The sequence below is a fragment of the Enterobacter sp. K510 genome, assembly GCF_055804875.1.
In genome coordinates this window covers 35,794-54,379 of record NZ_JBNRLQ010000003.1, presented here as the reverse complement: position 1 = coordinate 54,379, position 18,586 = coordinate 35,794, and the positions used below count along the sequence as shown (strand labels likewise).

Genomic DNA, 18,586 nt, shown 5'->3' with positions numbered 1-18,586 from the left:
GCGCTTAGCCAACGACCAGATTGAGCAGTTTGCCCGGGACATAAATCACTTTACGCACGGTAACGCCCTCAAGATATTTCGCGACCAGATGTTCCTGACCCGCACGTTCGCGAACCTGTTGTTCGGTAGCATCGACAGGCACGGTAATTTTACCGCGTACTTTGCCGTTCACCTGCACAACCACTAAGGTGGAATCTTCCACCATCGCGTTTTCGTCAGCCTGCGGCCATGGCGCGTTGTCGATATCGCCTTCGCCATGCAGTTCCTGCCACAGCGTGAAGCAGGCGTGCGGCGTGAACGGGTTGAGCATACGCACTACCGCCAGCAGCGCTTCCTGCATCAGCGCGCGATCCTGCTCGCCGTCCTGCGGCGCTTTCGCCAGCTTATTCATCAGTTCCATAATAGCCGCAATCGCGGTGTTAAAGGTCTGACGACGACCGATATCATCGGTCACTTTGGCGATGGTTTTATGCACATCACGGCGCAGCGCTTTCTGATCTTCGCTCAGGCTCGCCACGTTCAGCGCGGCAACCTCGCCCTGAGAGGTATGTTCATACACCAGTTTCCAGACGCGTTTCAGGAAGCGGTTCGCGCCTTCCACGCCGGATTCCTGCCATTCCAGCGTCATGTCTGCCGGTGAGGCGAACATCATAAACAGACGCACAGTGTCCGCGCCGTAACGTTCAACCATTTCCTGCGGGTCGATACCGTTGTTTTTCGACTTGGACATTTTGCTCATGCCGGTATACACCAGCTCATGGCCGTCGGCGTCTTTCGCTTTCACGATGCGGCCTTTCTCGTCGCGCTCAACGATGGCGTCTTTGGGGGACACCCAGTTACGCTCGCCGTTAGCACCCACATAGTAGAAGGCGTCTGCCAGCACCATGCCCTGGCACAGCAGCTGCTTCGCCGGTTCGCTGGAGGTAACCATGCCCGCGTCGCGCATCAGTTTATGGAAGAAGCGGAAATAGAGCAGGTGCATGATGGCGTGTTCAATACCGCCAATGTAAATGTCCACCGGCAGCCAGTAGTTGGCGGCTTTCGGATCCAGCATGCCGTCGGTGTGCTGTGGACAGGTGTAACGCGCGTAATACCAGGAGGACTCCATAAAGGTGTCGAAGGTATCGGTTTCACGCAGCGCAGGCTGACCGTTGACGGTAGTTTTCGCCCACTCCGGATCGGCCTTGATCGGGCTGGTAATGCCGTCCATGACGACATCTTCCGGCAGGATCACCGGCAGCTGATCGGCAGGGGTCGGGATCACCGTACCGTCTTCCAGGGTCACCATCGGGATCGGCGCGCCCCAGTAACGCTGACGGGAAACGCCCCAGTCGCGCAGGCGGTAGTTCACTTTACGCTCGCCGACGCCCAGCGCCGCCAGCTTGTCAGCAATGGCGTTAAAGCCCTCTTCAAAGCTCAGGCCGTTGAATTCGCCGGAGTTAAACAGGGTGCCTTTTTCCGTCAGCGCCTGTTCAGACAGATCCGGCTCCGCGCCATCTGCCGTCAGAATAACCGGCTTGATGGTCAGGCCGTATTTGCTGGCAAACTCATAGTCACGCTGATCGTGGCCCGGAACGGCCATCACTGCGCCCGTACCGTACTCCATCAGCACGAAGTTTGCTGCCCATACCGGGATCGCTTCGCCCGTCAGCGGATGAATGGCTTTAAAGCCGGTATCAACGCCTTTTTTCTCCATCGTCGCCATGTCAGCTTCCGCCACTTTGGTGTTGCGGCATTCGTCGATGAAGGTGGCCAGTTCTGGATTGCTTTCCGCCGCCGCCTGCGCCAGCGGATGACCCGCAGCTACCGCCAGGTAGGTCGCGCCCATAAAGGTATCCGGGCGGGTGGTGTAGACGGTCAGCTTGCTGTCATGGCCCTGCACGTCAAAGGTGATTTCCACGCCTTCGGAACGGCCAATCCAGTTACGCTGCATGGTTTTAACGGTGTCCGGCCAGTGGTCCAGCGTATCCAGATCGTTTAACAGCTCTTCAGCGTAGGCGGTGATTTTAATAAACCACTGCGGGATCTCTTTACGCTCAACTTTGGTATCGCAGCGCCAGCAGCAGCCGTCGATAACCTGCTCGTTCGCCAGCACGGTCTGGTCGTTCGGGCACCAGTTCACTGCGGAGGTTTTCTTGTACACCAGGCCTTTTTTATACAGTTCGGTGAAGAACAGCTGTTCCCAGCGATAGTATTCCGGCGTACAGGTCGCCAGCTCGCGGCTCCAGTCGTAACCGAAGCCCAGCATTTTGAGCTGGTTTTTCATGTAATTGATGTTGTCGTACGTCCACGGGGCCGGAGCGGTTTTGTTTTTCACCGCCGCGCCTTCAGCCGGCAGGCCGAACGCATCCCAGCCAATCGGCTGCAGAACGTTTTTGCCCAGCATACGCTGATAACGGGCAATAACGTCGCCGATGGTGTAGTTACGGACGTGGCCCATGTGTAGTCGTCCAGAAGGATAGGGAAGCATCGACAGGCAGTAATACTTCTCTTTGCTCTCGTCTTCGGTTACTTCAAATGTGCGCTTCTCGTCCCAGTGTTGCTGGACTTTTGATTCTATCTCTTCCGGGCGGTATTGCTCTTGCATGGCAGCCAGTGATCCTGTTTTCAATACAGCTACAAGCGTAGCATTAGATGTGATGTCTCAGATCCGCATAGCATAGCCCAAACGCCCGCCTCAAAACAGCCTTTCGCACAAAAGGAGGGATGCCGATCCTTGCAGGAATTTACACACTCTGTGGGGCGGCTGGCAAAGTACGCCGGAAATAACGTCTATTATTAGAAGGTGTTACTAAGCCCGGAGGCGAAAGGATGAACAAGGTTGCTCAATACTACCGTGAACTGGTCGGCACGCTGACCGAACGCCTGCAAAACGGCGAGCGCGACATCGACGCGCTTGTGGAACAGGCCAGACTGCGCGCCACCCAGACCGGGGAGTTAACGCGAACCGAAATTGATGAACTGCTGCGCGCCATTCGCCGCGATCTGGAGGAGTTTGCCCGCAGCTATGGGGAAAGCCAGGGCGAACTGACCGACAGCGTTTTTATGCGGGTGATCAAAGAGAGCGTCTGGCAGCAGCTGGCGGACATTACCGATAAAACTCAGCTGGAGTGGCGGGAAGTCTTTTCCGATCTCAATCACCACGGGGTCTATCACAGCGGGGAAGTGGTGGGGCTGGGTAACCTGGTCTGTGAAAAGTGCCATTTCCATCTTGCGGTTTACACGCCGGATGCGCTGCCGTTATGTCCGAAGTGCGGTCATGACCAGTTCCAGCGTCGTCCTTTCGAGCCGTAAATTTTAAGGCCGGAGCGCCTTCAGGCGTTTCCGGCCATCACGCTTTATTCTCCGTAGAACGCCAGTCGTTCGGCCAGTAAATCCACAAAAGCCCCGCGATCGACATCCATCATCACCGTCGTATTCGGCGTATTGCCGGTCAGGAAATAGTAATCCACCACCGTCATACCCTGGGTGTACTGCCCGCGGGTTTCCACGCCGACCCAGCGCTCCACCGTGGTGAAAATTTCCGGTTTCAGCAGCCAGGCGATGGTGCAGGGATCGTGCAGCGGCGCGCCCACAAAGCCCCATTTTTCCTGTTTGTGATACTCCATAAAGAAGTCGAGCAGTTCGGCCACAATCACAGCCACCGGATTGCCGATGGCGCGAAAACGCTCCACATCCGCGGCATGGATCTGTGCTTTGTGCGTCACATCCAGCCCCGCCATCACCATCGGAATGCCGGAGCGGAAGACGATTTCCGCCGCTTCCGGATCGACATAAATATTGAATTCGGCGGCGGGCGTCCAGTTACCCGGTGCCATTGCGCCGCCCATGATCACAATACGCGCGATTTTGTCATGCAGTTCCGGATGGCTGTTTAGCAGCAGCGCCACGTTGGTTTGTGGCCCGGTAGCCACCAGCGTGACTGGCTCCGCGCTCTCGCGCAGGGTTTTTGCCATCAGCTCAACGGCGGTGCAGGGCTGCGCTGCAAAGCCCGGCTCCGGTAATGCCGGGCCATCAAGCCCGCTTTCGCCGTGCACGTTATCGGCGATGATAAGCTCGCGCATCAGCGGTTTTACCGCGCCGCCCGCCACCGGAATGTCGCTGCGCTTAAGCAGCGTCAGCATCCGCAGCACGTTATTCAGGGTTTTGTCCGGCGTCTGGTTTCCGGCGGAAGAGGTGACGGCTTTGACGTCCAGTTCCGGGGAGGCAAGAGCGAGTACGAGGGCGATGGCGTCATCATGACCTGGATCGCAATCAATTATTACGGGCAGTGCCATTGGTATTCCTTATCCGTGTTGTTTTGTGACAAGGGTAACGCGTCACTGAAAGGCAGACGATAAAGGCGGGTAGAAAACGTGAAGCGGCGCGCAGATATGCCCTGCGCGCCGGGAAGATTAATGCAGGATTTTGGCGAGGAAATCTTTTGCGCGATCGGAGGCCGGATTCGCAAAGAACTCCTCTTTCGGCGAATCTTCAACGATTTTGCCTTCATCCATAAAGATCACGCGGCTGGCGACTTTACGCGCAAAGCCCATTTCGTGCGTCACCACCATCATGGTCATGCCTTCCTGCGCCAGCTCGACCATTACGTCCAGCACTTCGTTGATCATCTCCGGATCCAGCGCGGACGTGGGTTCGTCAAACAGCATCGCTACCGGATCCATGCAAAGCGCGCGGGCAATAGCCACACGCTGCTGCTGGCCGCCGGAGAGCTGAGCCGGGAATTTATTAGCATGCGCCGCAAGACCCACGCGCTCCAGCAGTTTGCTGGCTTTTTCACGGGCGGCGGCTTTGTCGCGCTTAAGCACTTTGATCTGCGCCAGCGTCAGGTTTTCGATAATCGACAGATGCGGGAACAGCTCGAAATGCTGGAACACCATGCCGACGTGTGAGCGCAGCTCCGCCAGGTTGGTTTTCTTGTCGGTCACGGTGGTGCCGTTCACAACGATCTCGCCTTTCTGCACCGGCTCAAGGCCGTTGACGGTTTTGATCAGCGTCGACTTTCCGGATCCGGACGGGCCGCACACCACCACCACTTCACCTTTTTTAACCGTGGTAGAGCAGTCGGTCAGCACCTGAAAGTGACCATACCATTTTGAAACGTTTTTCAGGGAAATCATTAAACTGTCCTTTTCTTCAGATAGCTGACCAACAGTGAAGCACTGAGACTGATAACAAAATAGACGAAGCCGGCAAAGAGGATCATCTCAACCTGGGTACCGTCGCGCTCGCCGATGGTGGAGGCGGTGCGGAAGAAGTCCGCCAGGCTTAACACGTACACCAGCGAGGTATCCTGGAACAGCACGATGCCCTGGGTTAACAGCAGCGGCACCATCGCCCGGAACGCCTGCGGCAGAATAATCAGCTTCATCGACTGCCAGTGGGTCATGCCCAGCGCCAGCGCAGCGCTTGACTGGCCGCGTGAAATACTCTGAATACCCGCGCGGATAATTTCCGAATAATAGGCGGCCTCAAACATCGAGAAGGCGACCATCGCGGAGATGAGGCGAATATCCGATTTGGGCGACAGCCCCAGCACATCCTGCAACAGACCCGGCACAATCAGATAGAACCACAGCAGCACCATCACCAGTGGGATGGAGCGGAAAACGTTCACATAGGCAGTAGCGAACCACGCCAGCGGCTTGAACGTCGACATGCGCAGCACCGCCAGAATGGTGCCCCAGACGATACCGACAATTACCGCCGTGACGGTAATTTTCAGCGTCACCCAGAGTCCGTCAAGCAGATAGGGCATCGCCGGAATAATGGAACTCCAGTCAAACTCGTACATTATTTGCCTCCCATATTGCCAGGCAGGCGGACTTTACGTTCTACCAGGTTCATTACCAGCATAATCACGGCGTTAATCAGGACGTAGGCGAGGGTGATGGCGGTAAAGGATTCCCACGCGTGAGCAGAGTAATCCAGCAGCTTACCGGCCTGTGCCGCCATATCTACCAGACCGATGGTCGAGGCGATGGCGGAGTTTTTTACCAGGTTCATCATCTCAGACGTCATTGGCGGCACGATCACCCGATAGGCGTTCGGCAGCAGCACGTAGCGGTAGGTTTGCGGCAGCGTCAGGCCCATCGCCAGCCCGGCGTTTTTCTGGCCGCGCGGCAGCGACTCGATTGCCGCACGCACCTGCTCGCACACACGGGCGGCGGTAAACAGCCCGAGACAGATCATCGATGACAGGAAGAACTGAATATTGGGATCGAGCTCGGACTTAAACCACATGCCAAGATCTTCCGGCAGCAGTTCAGGGACCACCAGATACCAGGTAAAGAACTGCACGATGAGCGGCACATTACGGAATAATTCGACGTAAAGGGTACCAATTCCCGACAAAAACCGGTTAGGCACGGTTCTGAGGATGCCAAACAGGGAGCCAACCAGGAAAGCGAGGATCCAGGCGGTGATCGACAGCGCGACCGTGACCTGAAAACCGCTCCACAGCCAGCCAAGATAGGTGGTGTTGCCGAACGGGGCTTGTTGCAGGAAAATTCCCCAGTTCCAGTCTATTGACATAATCTACCTCTGAAAAAAAAGGGTAGCAGCGCTACCCCCGAAGATTAATAAGAAGCTGTAATATTCGTGCTGAATGGGGAACGACCCTTCAACGTATAGTCTGTCCGTGCTTCATATCAATCGAGAGGGCAGGAGGACCCGCCCCTAATGGTTGTAATTAGTTAAGAGCTTTGTCGTTAGGTTCTTTGAACAGCGCTTTCATCTCATCCGAGAGTTCAAAGTTCATGTTCAGATTTTTTGGCGGGATCGGGTTTTTGAACCACTTATCAAACCACTTAGCCGCTTCGCCAGAGGTCTGCGCCTGGGCGATGGTGTCATCCATCAGCTTCTTGAACTCGGTATCGCCTTTACGCAGCATGCAGCCATAGGCTTCCTGCGACTGCGGCTTGCCGACGATTTCCCAGTTATCCGGTTTCTTCGCCTTCGCACGTTCGCCCGCCAGCAGGGCATCGTCCATCATAAAGGCCACGGCACGACCACTTTCCAGGGTGCGGAAGGAGTCGCCATGATCTTTCGCGCTGATGATGCGCATATCCATTTTCTGCTCTTCGTTCAGCTTGTGCAGCAGCACTTCAGAGGTGGTGCCTGACGTCACCACGACCGCTTTACCTTTCAGATCGGCGAAGTCTTTCACGTTGCCGCCTTTTTTCGCCAGCAGACGGGTGCCCACGACGAAAATGGTGTCAGAGAAAGCGGCCTGCTTCTGGCGCTCCAGGTTATTGGTGGTGGAGCCGCACTCAAAATCAAAGGTGCCGTTCTGCAACAGCGGAATACGGTTTTGCGAAGTGATAGGGATCAGTTTTACCTGCAGGTCCGGCTTGTTGAGCTTTTTCTTCACCGCTTCAACAATGGCGTTGGAGTAAGCCTGCGAATAACCCACCACTTTTTGCTGGTTATCGTAGTAGGAGAACGGTACGGAAGATTCACGGTGTCCGACCACGATCACGCCGTTTTTGGCGATTTTTTCCAGCGTGCTTTGCCCGGCCGCAGGGGCTGCATCTTCAGCCTGCGCTACGCCGGCGGACATTCCCATCACCAGCATTGCTGTGGCCAGTTTACGTAATTGCATATCCAACTCCTTCATCGTCAGCGCCAGAGACGCATTGATACCCAGTGTGAGTGATTGTGTTGTTATATCCTGCTGCTTAAGCGTGCAGTGTTATGCGTGTTTGTTAACATTTAGTCTGGCTTAATGTAAAGATTTTGCTGCGATATTGTTTATTTTTGCGAGGCGCACCGCACCGTTTAGAGGCATAAATCGCTGGTTGCACCAAATTAGTGCCGCCGCCGATCCGTGCTGGTGCATCAAGGTTGCAGAGCCGCAAAAAATCGCTGTTCCCTGCTAATGGGTAGCAAGAGGTGTGCCAGTTTTGAAGGAGTGCAGGCCCGGTGCACTGTGTGCGACCGGTCCTGGAGGAGAGGGATTAGTGACGACGCTGGCGCAGACTCATCACCAGCGCGCCGAAACCGGCGAGCGCGGTGAGGATCCACAGCGGCCAGTTGCCGGTGCGGGCATAAGGCGTAAGGCCACGTGCCGGCGTGACCTCTGCCGTCAGCACCTGACGGGTAAACTGCGGGATCATAGCCTGAATGTCGCCCTGCGGACCAATCACGGCGGTAATGCCATTGTTGGTGCTGCGCAGCAGCGGACGTGCCAGCTCCAGCGAACGCATACGCGCCATCTGGAAGTGCTGCCACGGGCCGATGGATTTACCGAACCAGGCATCGTTGGAAATGGTCAGCAGGAAGTCCGTATCCGGACGGAAGTTATCCCGTACCTGTTCGCCGAGAATGATTTCATAGCAGATGGCGGGCGTCAGATTAAACCCGTGCGCATGCAGCTGCGGCTGCACATAAGGCCCGCGGCTGAATGACGACATCGGCAGGTCAAAGAACGGCGCCAGCGGACGCAGGATCGACTCCAGCGGCACGAACTCGCCAAACGGCACCAGATGGTTTTTGTTGTAGCGATTGGTGGAGTCATAACGATACGGACTGTCTTTACCCAGCGTAATGATAGTGTTGTAGGTATCGTAGCGATTCTGCTGATTCAGACGCGCATCCACAATGCCGGTGATAAGCGTTGTGTCTCTGTCACGCAGCTGCGCGTCCAGCGAGCTCAAAAAGCGCTGCTGGTTGATTTCCAGATCCGGAATGGCGGACTCCGGCCAGATGATCAGCTGCGATTTGCCCATCTCCCGCTCGCTGTTGTTAAGGTAGATCTCCAGCGTATTCACCAGCTGATTTTCATCCCATTTCAGCGACTGCGGAATATCGCCCTGCACCAGCGACACCTGCGTGGCTTTTTCCGGCAGCAACGTATACCACTGAACATAGCGCAGCGGGAAGGGCAGCGCGAACAGCACCACGCCCGCCGCCAGCGGACGCCAGTTGCGCGTCACCAGCGCCAGTACCAGCAGACCGCTGACTATCATCAGCAGGGCGTTGATCGCTTCCACGCCCATCACCGGCGCCAGCCCTTTCAGCGGGCCGTCGATCTGGCTGTAGCCAAACTGCAACCACGGGAAGCCGGTCAGCACCCAGCCGCGCAGGAATTCCGTCAGTTGCCAGACGACAGGCGCGGCAATCGCCACGCGGAGCCAGTTTGTTTTCGGCCACAGGCGCGAGAGGATCCCGGCAAACAGACCGGTATAGAGCGACAGATAGGCGGCTAACAACACCACGAGGAAGATATTGATCGGGCCCGGCATGCCGCCGAATTGCGCGATGCTGACGTAAACCCAGTTGATGCCGGAACCAAACAGTCCCAGCCCCCAGAAATAACCTATCCAGGCGGCCTGCAGGGGGCGGCGGTTGAGGGTCAGCCCCTGCAGCCCCATCAGAGACAGCAGCGCGGCAGGCCAGATATCATAAGGGGAAAAAGCCAGCGTTCCGCTGGCTCCGAGTATCAGCGCCAGCAGCAGGCGATAGCGCTGGCGTTCCATCAATGGGGCAAAAACCATTTATTCATCCAGTAGTGGTTTTATTCGTCCAGTTTTGGCTGGGGAGAATCATCCGGTATTCTGACATGAACCTGAATAATACGGCGGCTGTCGGCCATCGCAACTTTAAACTGGTAACCATCAATGTCGATGGATTCGCCGCGTGCAGGCAGATGCCCGAACGCCTGCATCACCAGGCCGCCGATGGTATCCACTTCTTCATCGCTGAAGTTGGTACCGAAGGTTTCGTTGAAGTCTTCAATGGAGGCCAGCGCGCGCACCGTCCAGGTATGACGGCTGAGCTGGCGGAATTCGATATCCTCTTCTTCATCGTATTCGTCTTCAATTTCGCCGACGATCAACTCAAGAATATCTTCAATGGTCACCAGACCTGAAACGCCACCAAATTCATCAATGACGATCGCCATGTGGTAACGTTGTGAACGGAACTCTTTCAGCATGCGGTCCACCCGCTTGCTTTCCGGCACAACCACCACCTGGCGTAACACTTTCTCCATGCTAAAGGCTTCGGCATCGCTGCGCATAAACGGCAGCAGATCTTTGGCCATCAGAATCCCTTCAATGTGATCTCTGTCTTCGCTGATCACCGGAAAACGCGAGTGGGCAGACTCGATGATAACGTCGAGACATTCATCCAGCGTTTGATTGCGTTTGAGGGTGATCATTTGCGAGCGGGGGATCATGATGTCGCGGACGCGCTGGTCTGCAATATCCATTACCCCTTCGAGCATGTCACGCGTATCTTCATCGATAAGATCGTTCTGCCCGGAATCACGGATTAGCGCCAGTAATTCGTCGCGGTTTTTAGGTTCACCGTGGAAAAGCTGGCTCAGTAAGAGGGAAAAAAATCCCTTTTTGCTGTTAAGTGTATCGTTACTGTGGGAATTGTCGTCGCTCATGGCGTCGTGTGGGATCTCATGTTAATCAAAATGTCGCACGTCACGCGTAAACTCAGCGCCAGACGGCATGAAAAGCAGCCGCGCCGGTAAACCGGCGCACAGACTACTCCTTCTCGGCAATGTACGGATCCTCATAGCCCAGAGCAAGCATTATCTCTGTTTCGATGCCTTCCATTTCTTCTGCTTCGTCATCTTCAATATGATCATAACCCAGCAGGTGCAAACTGCCGTGAATAACCATGTGCGCCCAGTGCGCGTCCAGCGGTTTCCCCTGTTCGCGGGCTTCCTGTTCCACCACCTGACGGCAGATAATCAAATCCCCCAGCAGCGGCATTTCAATCCCCGGCGGCGCTTCAAACGGGAACGACAGCACGTTGGTGGATTTATCTTTACCGCGGTAGGTCAGATTCAGTTCATGACTTTCGGCGTCGTCCACCACGCGGATGGTAACTTCTGATTCTTCCTGAAACTGCGGGATCACCGCATTCAGCCAGTCCTGGAACTGGGCTTCAGTCGGCAGGCCTGCGGTATCCTCGCAGGCCAGTTGTAAATCGAGTATCACAGAACTCATTTTTGCTCCTGCTGCTGGGCTTCGCGTTTGCGCTCGGCGGCCAGTTCAGCTTTACGTTTTTGGTCGGCCTCTTCCCAGGCCTCGTAAGCGTTAACGATACGGGCAACCACCGGGTGGCGCACCACGTCTTCGCTGTGGAAGAAGTTAAAGCTAATCTCATCCACCTCAGCCAGCACCTCAATAGCGTGGCGCAGGCCGGATTTCAGGTTACGCGGCAGGTCAATCTGCGTCACGTCACCGGTGATCACCGCTTTCGAGTTAAAGCCGATACGCGTCAGGAACATTTTCATCTGTTCGATGGTGGTGTTCTGACTCTCATCCAGGATGATGAACGCATCGTTTAACGTACGGCCGCGCATATACGCCAGCGGTGCCACTTCGATCACGTTGCGCTCCATCAGCTTTTCAACTTTCTCAAAGCCGAGCATCTCGAACAGCGCGTCATACAGCGGGCGCAGATAAGGATCCACTTTCTGGCTTAAATCACCGGGCAGGAAGCCGAGTTTTTCACCGGCTTCCACCGCCGGGCGGGTCAGCAGAATGCGGCGCACGTCCTGGCGCTCTAAGGCGTCGACGGCGGCAGCCACCGCGAGATAGGTCTTACCGGTACCGGCAGGCCCTACGCCAAAGGTGATGTCGTGATCGAGAATATTAGCCACGTACTGCGCCTGATTCGGCGTACGGGGTTTGATCACCCCGCGCTTGGTTTTGATGTGGATCGCCTTGCCGTATTCCGGCACGCTTTCCGCACTCTGTTCCAGTACGCGGGCTTCTTTGATCGCCAGATGGATCTGTTCAGGCTCGATCTCCTGCGTCTGACCGCGCATCGGGGCGGTATCGACGTACAGGCTACGCAGAATATCGGCAGCCGCGTTCACGCTGATCGGGCGACCGGTCAGTTTGAAGTGGTTATCTCGGCGGTTAATTTCGATACCCAGACGGCGCTCAAGCTGTTTCACGTTGTCATCAAACGGGCCGCACAGGCTTAACAGACGTTCATTATCGGCGGGTTCAAGGCTGATTTCGCGGGTTTCTGTATTCAAATTAATCCTCTTATACCTTTAAGCCTGCCAGCAAAAGGCTGACGGGCGTGATGTCATCATTACCGAAAGTATTTACGGCATGGGGAAAAGGCGCAAGCATGGTACTGGATATGGGGGCTGGAGGGGGCAAAACAAGGCCTGCCAGCGACGGCAGGCCGCAATGATTATGGCTGGAAAAGACCGACGCCAAGCTCATTTTCTTTACGGGTGCGGGCGATCACCGACTCCGGCGTTTCGCTGATGCGCAGGCCCATCTCATCTTCCGTGCGTACCACTACGCCGCGCAGGGAGTTGGTCAGAACATCCGTGATTTCCACGTCGACGAATTTGCCGATCATCTCCGGCGTGCCCTCGAAGTTCACCACGCGGTTATTTTCAGTACGGCCGGAAAGCTCCATCACGCTCTTACGGGAGGTGCCTTCCACCAGAATACGCTGGGTGGTGCCCAGCATACGGCGGCTCCAGGCCATTGCCTGCTGGGTGATGCGCTCCTGCAAAATGTACAGCCGCTGCTTTTTGTCCTCTTCCGGCACATCGTCCACCATATCGGCAGCGGGCGTACCCGGGCGGGCGGAAAAGATAAAGCTATAGCTCATGTCGAAGTTTACATCGGCAATCAGCTTCATCGTCTGCTCGAAATCCTGGGTGGTTTCACCGGGGAAGCCGACGATAAAGTCAGAGCTTATCTGAATGTCCGGACGCGCCGCGCGCAGCTTACGGATAATCGCCTTGTACTCCAGCGCCGTATGGGTACGGCCCATCAGGTTAAGCACGCGATCGGAGCCGGTTTGTACCGGCAGGTGCAGGAAGCTCACCAGCTCCGGCGTATCGCGGTAGACTTCAATAATGTCATCGGTAAATTCGATGGGATGGCTGGTGGTAAAACGCACGCGGTCAATACCGTCGATGGCGGCCACCAGGCGCAGCAGCTCGGCAAAGGAGCCGGTGGTGCCGTCATAGTTTTCACCGCGCCAGGCGTTGACATTCTGCCCCAGCAGGTTCACTTCACGCACGCCCTGGGCGGCCAGCTGGGCGATTTCAAACAGAATATCATCGCACGGACGGCTGACTTCTTCGCCACGGGTATAAGGCACCACGCAGTAGGTGCAGTATTTATTGCAGCCTTCCATGATGGAGACAAAGGCGGTCGGACCATCGGCGCGGGGTTCCGGCAGACGGTCGAATTTTTCAATTTCCGGGAAGCTGATGTCCACCACCGGGCTGCGATTGCCGCGCACGGAATTGATCATCTCCGGCAGGCGGTGCAGGGTCTGTGGCCCGAAAACGATGTCGACATAGTGGGCGCGCTGACGAATAAGATCGCCTTCCTGGGACGCCACACAGCCGCCGACGCCAATGATCAGGTCAGGATTTTTCTCTTTTAATAATTTCCAGCGACCTAACTGATGGAAGACTTTTTCCTGCGCCTTTTCGCGAATCGAACAGGTGTTAAGCAGCAGCACATCGGCTTCTTCCGCCACCTCGGTGAGTTGATACCCGTGGGTGGCATCCAGCAGATCGGCCATCTTTGATGAATCGTATTCGTTCATCTGACAGCCCCAGGTTTTAATATGGAGTTTTTTTGTCATCGACTTGCTCTGTTAATCGCCAGGAATGCAGGCCGCGTATTGTAATGCTTTGACCCGGCGCTGACCATAGTTCATGTCCCGCCCCACGAAAATGAAAAATCCGGTAAACTTAAGGGAATTAAAAATAAGGAAAAAAGACCATGATGAATCAACCAACGGAAGTGGCCGTGGTCGGCGGCGGGATGGTCGGCAGCGCGCTGGCGCTGGGGCTGGCGCAGCACGGTTTTCAGGTAACGGTGATCGAGCAGACGACGCCGCCCGCCTTTGATAGCGCGGCCGCGCCGGATGTACGCATATCGGCCATCAGCGCCGCCTCTGTCTCTCTGCTGCGCAGTCTTGGCGTCTGGGAGACGATCGAGGGGATGCGCTGTCATCCTTACCGGCAGCTGGAAACCTGGGAATGGGAGAGCGCGCACGTTCTGTTCGACGCCGCTGAACTCAAACTGCCGCTGCTGGGTTACATGGTGGAAAACAACGTGCTGCAACGCGCGCTGTGGGAGGCGCTGGAGCGCCAGCCGAATATCACCCTGCGCGCGCCCGCCTGTCTGCGCGCCATGCACCGCGAAGGCGATCATCATGTGCTGGAGTTTGTCGATGGCGATACCCTGTGCGCCAGGCTGGTAACAGGCGCAGACGGGGCGAATTCACAGGTACGCCAGTGGGCCGGGATCGGTATCCACGCCTGGCAATATGAACAATCCTGCATGCTGATCACCGTTCAGTGCGAAAACCCGCCGGGCGACGCCACCTGGCAGCAGTTCACCCCTGACGGGCCGCATGCCTTTTTGCCGCTGTTTGATAACTGGGCGTCGCTGGTCTGGTACGACCGCCCGGCACGCATTCGCCAGCTGAAGTCCCTCAATATGATGCAGCTGCAGCGGGAGATTGAAAAAACCTTCCCGGCACGGCTGGGGAAAGTCATACCGGTGCAGGCGGGCGCTTTCCCGCTTACCCGCCGTCATGCGCGGCACTATGTGCAGCCGGGTCTGGCGCTGGTGGGCGATGCGGCGCATACCATTCATCCGCTGGCGGGGCAGGGCGTCAACCTGGGCTACCGCGATGTGGATGCGCTGCTGGACGTGCTGGCAGAGGCGCGCAGCGTCGGCGAGCCCTGGGCCAGCCACAGCGTTCTGCAACGCTACCAGCGCCGTCGCATGGCGGATAACTTCATTATGCAGAGCGGCATGGATCTGTTCTATGCCGGATTCAGCAATAATCTGGGGCCGCTACGGGTGGTGCGAAACCTGGGCCTGATGGCGGCGCAGCGCGCAGGCGTGCTGAAAACGAAGGCGCTGAAGTACGCGTTAGGCTTGTAAGTTTCAGCCCGGCGACAGGACGTTGCCGGGGACGTTTATGAAAGGACAAAAACAAAAAAGCCCGCCGAAGCGAGCTTTTTTGTTTTTTATGGCTGGGGTACGAGGATTCGAACCTCGGAATGCTGGTATCAGAAACCAGAGCCTTACCGCTTGGCGATACCCCAACAGGGTGTTGCTATAAATTGGCTGGGGTACGAGGATTCGAACCTCGGAATGGTGGAATCAGAATCCACTGCCTTACCGCTTGGCGATACCCCAACAATTTTTTACTGCTAAAGCCTCTTTATAAGACGCTTCCAGAATATGGTGGCTACTACGGGAATCGAACCTGTGACCCCAGCATTATGAGTGCTGTGCTCTAACCAGCTGAGCTAAGTAGCCAAATTTTACTGCTTTACCAGCCATCGACTGGCTGGGGTACCTGGATTCGAACCAGGGAATGCCGGTATCAAAAACCGGTGCCTTACCGCTTGGCGATACCCCAACGACTGACGTGTTAATACACAGGAGTCGAAGAAAAGTGGCTGGGGTACCTGGATTCGAACCAGGGAATGCCGGTATCAAAAACCGGTGCCTTACCGCTTGGCGATACCCCATCCGTGCAACGCTTACTGGGAATGGTGCGGGAGGCGAGACTTGAACTCGCACACCTTGCGGCGCCAGAACCTAAATCTGGTGCGTCTACCAATTTCGCCACTCCCGCAAAAAAAGATGGTGGCTACGACGGGATTCGAACCTGTGACCCCATCATTATGAGTGATGTGCTCTAACCAACTGAGCTACGTAGCCATCTTTTTTTCGCGTTACCTTATCGGCGTTGCGGGGCGCATTATGCGTATTGGGTCGATGATGGTCAACACCTTTTTCATCGAAAATTGCCGGATTGTGACTGTTTGGTTGGGTTGTGAACAGCCTGGCGCATTATTCAGCAACCAAAGCAAACAGGCCCCGCAGGGCCTGTAATAATAACACGGACTTATTTGTAAGCGGACTGGTGAACGCCCACCGCGCGGCCTGATGGATCGTTCATGGTTTTGAAGGCTTCATCCCATTCAATGGCTTTGGCCGACGAACAGGCCACTGACGGACCGCCAGGTACGCATTCTGCGGCACTTGGCACCGGGAACAGCTCTTCAAAAATCTCGCGGTACAGGTAGCCTTCTTTTGACGACGGCGTGTTGTACGGGAAACGGTAGCTTGCGGTGGCCAGTTGCTGATCGGTCACCTGCTGCGCCGCCACTTCTTTCAGCGAGTCGATCCAGCTGTAGCCTACACCATCAGAGAACTGCTCTTTCTGACGCCATGCCACGCTGGCCGGTAAATAGGACTCGAAGCATTCGCGCAGCACATGTTTTTCCATCTTGCCGTTGCCGCACATTTTATCCTGCGGGTTGATACGCATCGCCACATCGAGGAATTTTTTATCCAGGAAGGGTACACGCGCTTCCACGCCCCAGGCGGACATCGCTTTGTTGGCGCGGGCGCAGTCGAACATATGCAGCGCCTGCAATTTACGCACAGTTTCTTCGTGCAGCTCTTTGGCATCCGGCGCTTTATGGAAATAGAGGTAGCCGCCGAACACTTCGTCAGACCCTTCGCCGGAGAGCACCATTTTAATGCCCATCGCTTTGATTTTACGCGACATCAAATACATCGGCGTCGAGGCGCGAATGGTAGTCACATCATAGGTTTCAATGTGATAGATCACGTCGCGGATCGCGTCCAGCCCTTCCTGCACGGTGAAATGAATTTCATGGTGCACAGTGCCCAGATGGTTCGCCACTTCCTGCGCGGCCTTCAGGTCCGGCGAACCGACGAGGCCCACGGCGAAGGAGTGCAGCTGCGGCCACCAGGCTTCTGAACGCTCCTGATCTTCCACGCGGCGCGCGGCGTATTTTTTGGTGATAGCCGAGATCACCGATGAATCCAGGCCGCCGGAGAGCAGCACGCCGTAAGGCACGTCAGACATCAGGTGGCTTTTCACCGCCTCTTCCAGCGCATTGCGCAGCTGTTCTTTATTGGTGACGTTGTCTTTCACCGCGTCATAGTCGAACCAGTCACGCTGGTAGTAGCTGCGGATCTCACCATCTTTGCTCCACAGGTAGCTGCCTGCCGGGAACTCTTTGATGGTGCGGCACACCGGCACCAGCGCTTTCATTTCTGAGGCGATAAACATGTTGCCGTGTTCGTCGTAGCCCATATACAGCGGGATAATACCGATATGGTCGCGGCCAATCAGGTAAGCGTCTTTTTCGCTGTCATAGAGGGCGAAGGCAAACATCCCCTGCAAATCGTCGAGGAATTCCGGGCCTTTTTCCTGATACAGCGCGAGGATCACTTCGCAGTCAGAGCCGGTCTGGAAGGCATAACGTTCGCTGTATTCAGCGCGCAGCGCTTGATGGTTGTAGATTTCACCGTTAACGGCCAGCGCATGGGTTTTTTGTTCGTTATACAGCGGCTGGGCGCCAGCGTTGACGTCAACAATCGACAGACGCTCATGGGCAAGGATGGCTTTATCGCTGGCATAGACGCCGGACCAGTCCGGGCCGCGATGACGCATCAGACGAGACAGCTCCAGTGCTTTTTTGCGCAGCTCAACCGCGTCAGTTTTAATATCCAGTACGCCAAAAATCGAACACATAACCTTCTCCGTTAACCCTGTAATGGTGCGTTGTCTTATCGCCTGTTAATGAAAATGCCGCAAAGGAGCAGGGGGCGCAAGCCTTTTAGCGGGTCTGCAATAAATAGTGCAATGAGCGTTGTCGATTCATGAAAATTGCACAGGAGAAGACCGCAATAATTAACGGATTGGCAATTTTTGACGGGTTTTATTGAATGGGATGATTTACCCGGGAACGAAATAACGCCCGGCAGTTCGCAGGCCCGGCAAGCATACGCCGCCGGGCAGGAGCACGATCAGATGACGTCAATTTCCGCAACAGACGGGTAAATCCAGCTCGGACGGAACGGCATATCATCAATGTCATCAATCTGCGAGACGCCGGAGAGCACCAGAATGGTGTCCAGCCCGGCCTGGAAACCGGCCAGAATATCGGTGCGCAGGTTATCGCCGACGATCACCGTATGTTCAGAGTGCGCCTGCATGGTGTTCAGCGCCGCGCGGATGATCCACGGGCTGGGCTTGCCGACCACGAACGGCTTGCGGCCAGAGATTTTCTCAATGCCCGCGCACAGCGCGCCGCAGGCCGGATAGAAGCCGCGACCGTGCGTATCCGGGTTGGTGGCGATAAAGCGCGCGCCGTTGGCTACAAAGAAGGACGCCTTATGCATCATCTCCCAGTTGTAAGAGCGGGTCTCCCCGACAATCACAAAATCAGGATTGATATCGGTGATAGTAAATCCGGCTTTATACAGCTCATGGATCAGCGCGCCTTCGCCCACCACGTAGGCTTTTTTTCCTTCCTGACGCTTAAGAAAATCAGCGGTCGCCATGGCGGATGTGTAAAACACGCTGTCCGGCACGTCAATGCCCGCCGAGGCAAAGCGGTTCGCCAGATCCTGGCCGGTTTGCGACGGGTAATTGGTTAACAGCACCAGCGGCATGCCTTTTTCCATCACCCGCGTCAGGAACTCAGCGGCGCCCGGTACAGCAACGTTGTCATGCATCAGCACGCCGTCAATATCACAAATTACATTCTTAATGGTCATGG

At 56.0% G+C, this 18,586-nt stretch carries 15 protein-coding genes and 7 tRNA genes; 2 read left to right on the top strand and 20 right to left on the bottom strand.

Annotation, left to right across the window (positions count from 1 at the left end; genetic code table 11):
* Positions 1 to 4: 4 nt before the first annotated feature.
* The gene (leuS, locus tag ACQUTD_RS05535; RefSeq protein ID WP_158684887.1) at positions 5 to 2,587 is read right to left on the bottom strand and encodes a leucine--tRNA ligase; all 2,583 of its coding nucleotides are present in this window, start codon (positions 2,585 to 2,587) and stop codon (positions 5 to 7) included.
* Positions 2,588 to 2,811: 224 nt separating this feature from the next.
* On the opposite strand from leuS, the gene ACQUTD_RS05530 reads away from it, so the two are divergent.
* The gene (locus ACQUTD_RS05530) at positions 2,812 to 3,294 is read left to right on the top strand and encodes a zinc ribbon-containing protein (RefSeq protein ID WP_072567748.1); all 483 of its coding nucleotides are present in this window, start codon (positions 2,812 to 2,814) and stop codon (positions 3,292 to 3,294) included.
* Between the two features lie 44 nt (positions 3,295 to 3,338).
* On the opposite strand, the gene rihA is transcribed toward ACQUTD_RS05530, so the two are convergent.
* The 10 genes from rihA to miaB form a co-directional block, all read right to left on the bottom strand.
* Positions 3,339 to 4,277, bottom strand: coding sequence for a pyrimidine-specific ribonucleoside hydrolase RihA (gene rihA, locus ACQUTD_RS05525; RefSeq protein WP_473274328.1), 939 nt, complete (start codon positions 4,275 to 4,277; stop codon positions 3,339 to 3,341).
* A 117-nt stretch (positions 4,278 to 4,394) separates the two neighbouring features.
* Positions 4,395 to 5,120, bottom strand: a complete 726-nt coding sequence (locus ACQUTD_RS05520) for an amino acid ABC transporter ATP-binding protein (RefSeq protein ID WP_072567750.1) — start codon at positions 5,118 to 5,120, stop codon at positions 4,395 to 4,397.
* Positions 5,120 to 5,794, bottom strand: a complete 675-nt coding sequence (gene gltK / locus ACQUTD_RS05515; protein ID WP_072567751.1) for a glutamate/aspartate ABC transporter permease GltK — start codon at positions 5,792 to 5,794, stop codon at positions 5,120 to 5,122. Before gltK ends, ACQUTD_RS05520 begins: the two co-directional genes overlap by 1 nt.
* Complete coding sequence (locus ACQUTD_RS05510; protein ID WP_088220031.1) at positions 5,794 to 6,534, bottom strand: amino acid ABC transporter permease; 741 nt, start codon at positions 6,532 to 6,534, stop codon at positions 5,794 to 5,796. The genes gltK and ACQUTD_RS05510 overlap by 1 nt, the downstream gene beginning before the upstream one ends.
* A 157-nt stretch (positions 6,535 to 6,691) precedes the next feature.
* Positions 6,692 to 7,603 carry an amino acid ABC transporter substrate-binding protein gene (locus ACQUTD_RS05505; RefSeq protein ID WP_072567753.1) on the bottom strand — a complete coding sequence of 304 codons (912 nt, stop codon included), beginning with the start codon at positions 7,601 to 7,603 and terminating at the stop codon, positions 6,692 to 6,694.
* Positions 7,604 to 7,958: 355 nt separating this feature from the next.
* On the bottom strand, positions 7,959 to 9,497 hold the full coding sequence (gene lnt, locus ACQUTD_RS05500; RefSeq protein ID WP_473274329.1) for an apolipoprotein N-acyltransferase: 1,539 nt from the start codon (positions 9,495 to 9,497) through the stop codon (positions 7,959 to 7,961).
* 20 nt (positions 9,498 to 9,517) lie between these two features.
* The gene (gene corC, locus ACQUTD_RS05495; protein ID WP_072567755.1) at positions 9,518 to 10,396 is read right to left on the bottom strand and encodes a CNNM family magnesium/cobalt transport protein CorC; all 879 of its coding nucleotides are present in this window, start codon (positions 10,394 to 10,396) and stop codon (positions 9,518 to 9,520) included.
* A gap of 103 nt (positions 10,397 to 10,499) precedes the next feature.
* Positions 10,500 to 10,967: an rRNA maturation RNase YbeY gene (gene ybeY, locus ACQUTD_RS05490; protein WP_072567756.1), complete on the bottom strand. Its 468-nt coding sequence runs from the start codon at positions 10,965 to 10,967 to the stop codon at positions 10,500 to 10,502.
* Entirely contained in the window at positions 10,964 to 12,010 is a 1,047-nt protein-coding gene (locus ACQUTD_RS05485; protein ID WP_072567757.1) for a PhoH family protein, read from the bottom strand. The genes ybeY and ACQUTD_RS05485 overlap by 4 nt, the downstream gene beginning before the upstream one ends.
* A 164-nt stretch (positions 12,011 to 12,174) precedes the next feature.
* Positions 12,175 to 13,599, bottom strand: a complete 1,425-nt coding sequence (miaB, locus tag ACQUTD_RS05480) for a tRNA (N6-isopentenyl adenosine(37)-C2)-methylthiotransferase MiaB (protein ID WP_473274331.1) — start codon at positions 13,597 to 13,599, stop codon at positions 12,175 to 12,177.
* Between the two features lie 140 nt (positions 13,600 to 13,739).
* Between miaB and ubiF the strand changes: the two genes are divergently transcribed.
* Positions 13,740 to 14,915: a 3-demethoxyubiquinol 3-hydroxylase gene (gene ubiF, locus ACQUTD_RS05475; protein ID WP_473274332.1), complete on the top strand. Its 1,176-nt coding sequence runs from the start codon at positions 13,740 to 13,742 to the stop codon at positions 14,913 to 14,915.
* An 89-nt stretch (positions 14,916 to 15,004) separates the two neighbouring features.
* Here the strand turns inward: ubiF and ACQUTD_RS05470 are convergent.
* The 9 genes from ACQUTD_RS05470 to ACQUTD_RS05430 form a co-directional block, all read right to left on the bottom strand.
* Positions 15,005 to 15,079: transfer RNA gene (locus ACQUTD_RS05470), tRNA-Gln, on the bottom strand.
* Positions 15,080 to 15,098: 19 nt separating this feature from the next.
* Positions 15,099 to 15,173 (bottom strand) — tRNA-Gln (locus ACQUTD_RS05465).
* 46 nt (positions 15,174 to 15,219) lie between these two features.
* A tRNA-Met gene (locus tag ACQUTD_RS05460) sits at positions 15,220 to 15,296 on the bottom strand.
* Positions 15,297 to 15,324: 28 nt separating this feature from the next.
* Positions 15,325 to 15,399: transfer RNA gene (locus ACQUTD_RS05455), tRNA-Gln, on the bottom strand.
* A gap of 37 nt (positions 15,400 to 15,436) precedes the next feature.
* Positions 15,437 to 15,511: transfer RNA gene (locus tag ACQUTD_RS05450), tRNA-Gln, on the bottom strand.
* 22 nt (positions 15,512 to 15,533) lie between these two features.
* A tRNA-Leu gene (locus ACQUTD_RS05445) sits at positions 15,534 to 15,618 on the bottom strand.
* Positions 15,619 to 15,627: 9 nt separating this feature from the next.
* Positions 15,628 to 15,704, bottom strand: a tRNA-Met gene (locus ACQUTD_RS05440).
* 187 nt (positions 15,705 to 15,891) lie between these two features.
* Positions 15,892 to 17,556 (bottom strand): asparagine synthase B, encoded by a 1,665-nt coding sequence (asnB, locus tag ACQUTD_RS05435; protein ID WP_072567760.1) that lies wholly within the window; start codon positions 17,554 to 17,556, stop codon positions 15,892 to 15,894.
* Between the two features lie 275 nt (positions 17,557 to 17,831).
* Positions 17,832 to 18,584 carry an HAD-IIA family hydrolase gene (locus ACQUTD_RS05430; RefSeq protein WP_072567761.1) on the bottom strand — a complete coding sequence of 251 codons (753 nt, stop codon included), beginning with the start codon at positions 18,582 to 18,584 and terminating at the stop codon, positions 17,832 to 17,834.
* Positions 18,585 to 18,586: the final 2 nt, after the last annotated feature.

Excerpts from the sequence above, each read along its gene's own strand:
- leuS (WP_158684887.1), bottom strand. The coding sequence starts at position 2,587 with ATGCAAGAGCAATACCGCCCGGAAGAGATAGAATCAAAAGTCCAGCAA.
- ubiF (WP_473274332.1), top strand. The coding sequence starts at position 13,740 with ATGATGAATCAACCAACGGAAGTGGCCGTGGTCGGCGGCGGGATGGTC.
- rihA (WP_473274328.1), bottom strand. The coding sequence starts at position 4,277 with ATGGCACTGCCCGTAATAATTGATTGCGATCCAGGTCATGATGACGCC.
- gltK (WP_072567751.1), bottom strand. The coding sequence starts at position 5,794 with ATGTACGAGTTTGACTGGAGTTCCATTATTCCGGCGATGCCCTATCTG.
- ACQUTD_RS05510 (WP_088220031.1), bottom strand. The coding sequence starts at position 6,534 with ATGTCAATAGACTGGAACTGGGGAATTTTCCTGCAACAAGCCCCGTTC.
- ACQUTD_RS05505 (WP_072567753.1), bottom strand. The coding sequence starts at position 7,603 with ATGCAATTACGTAAACTGGCCACAGCAATGCTGGTGATGGGAATGTCC.
- ACQUTD_RS05430 (WP_072567761.1), bottom strand. The coding sequence starts at position 18,584 with ATGACCATTAAGAATGTAATTTGTGATATTGACGGCGTGCTGATGCAT.
- miaB (WP_473274331.1), bottom strand. The coding sequence starts at position 13,599 with ATGACAAAAAAACTCCATATTAAAACCTGGGGCTGTCAGATGAACGAA.
- asnB (WP_072567760.1), bottom strand. The coding sequence starts at position 17,556 with ATGTGTTCGATTTTTGGCGTACTGGATATTAAAACTGACGCGGTTGAG.
- ybeY (WP_072567756.1), bottom strand. The coding sequence starts at position 10,967 with ATGAGTTCTGTGATACTCGATTTACAACTGGCCTGCGAGGATACCGCA.
- ACQUTD_RS05530 (WP_072567748.1), top strand. The coding sequence starts at position 2,812 with ATGAACAAGGTTGCTCAATACTACCGTGAACTGGTCGGCACGCTGACC.
- lnt (WP_473274329.1), bottom strand. The coding sequence starts at position 9,497 with ATGGTTTTTGCCCCATTGATGGAACGCCAGCGCTATCGCCTGCTGCTG.
- corC (WP_072567755.1), bottom strand. The coding sequence starts at position 10,396 with ATGAGCGACGACAATTCCCACAGTAACGATACACTTAACAGCAAAAAG.
- ACQUTD_RS05520 (WP_072567750.1), bottom strand. The coding sequence starts at position 5,120 with ATGATTTCCCTGAAAAACGTTTCAAAATGGTATGGTCACTTTCAGGTG.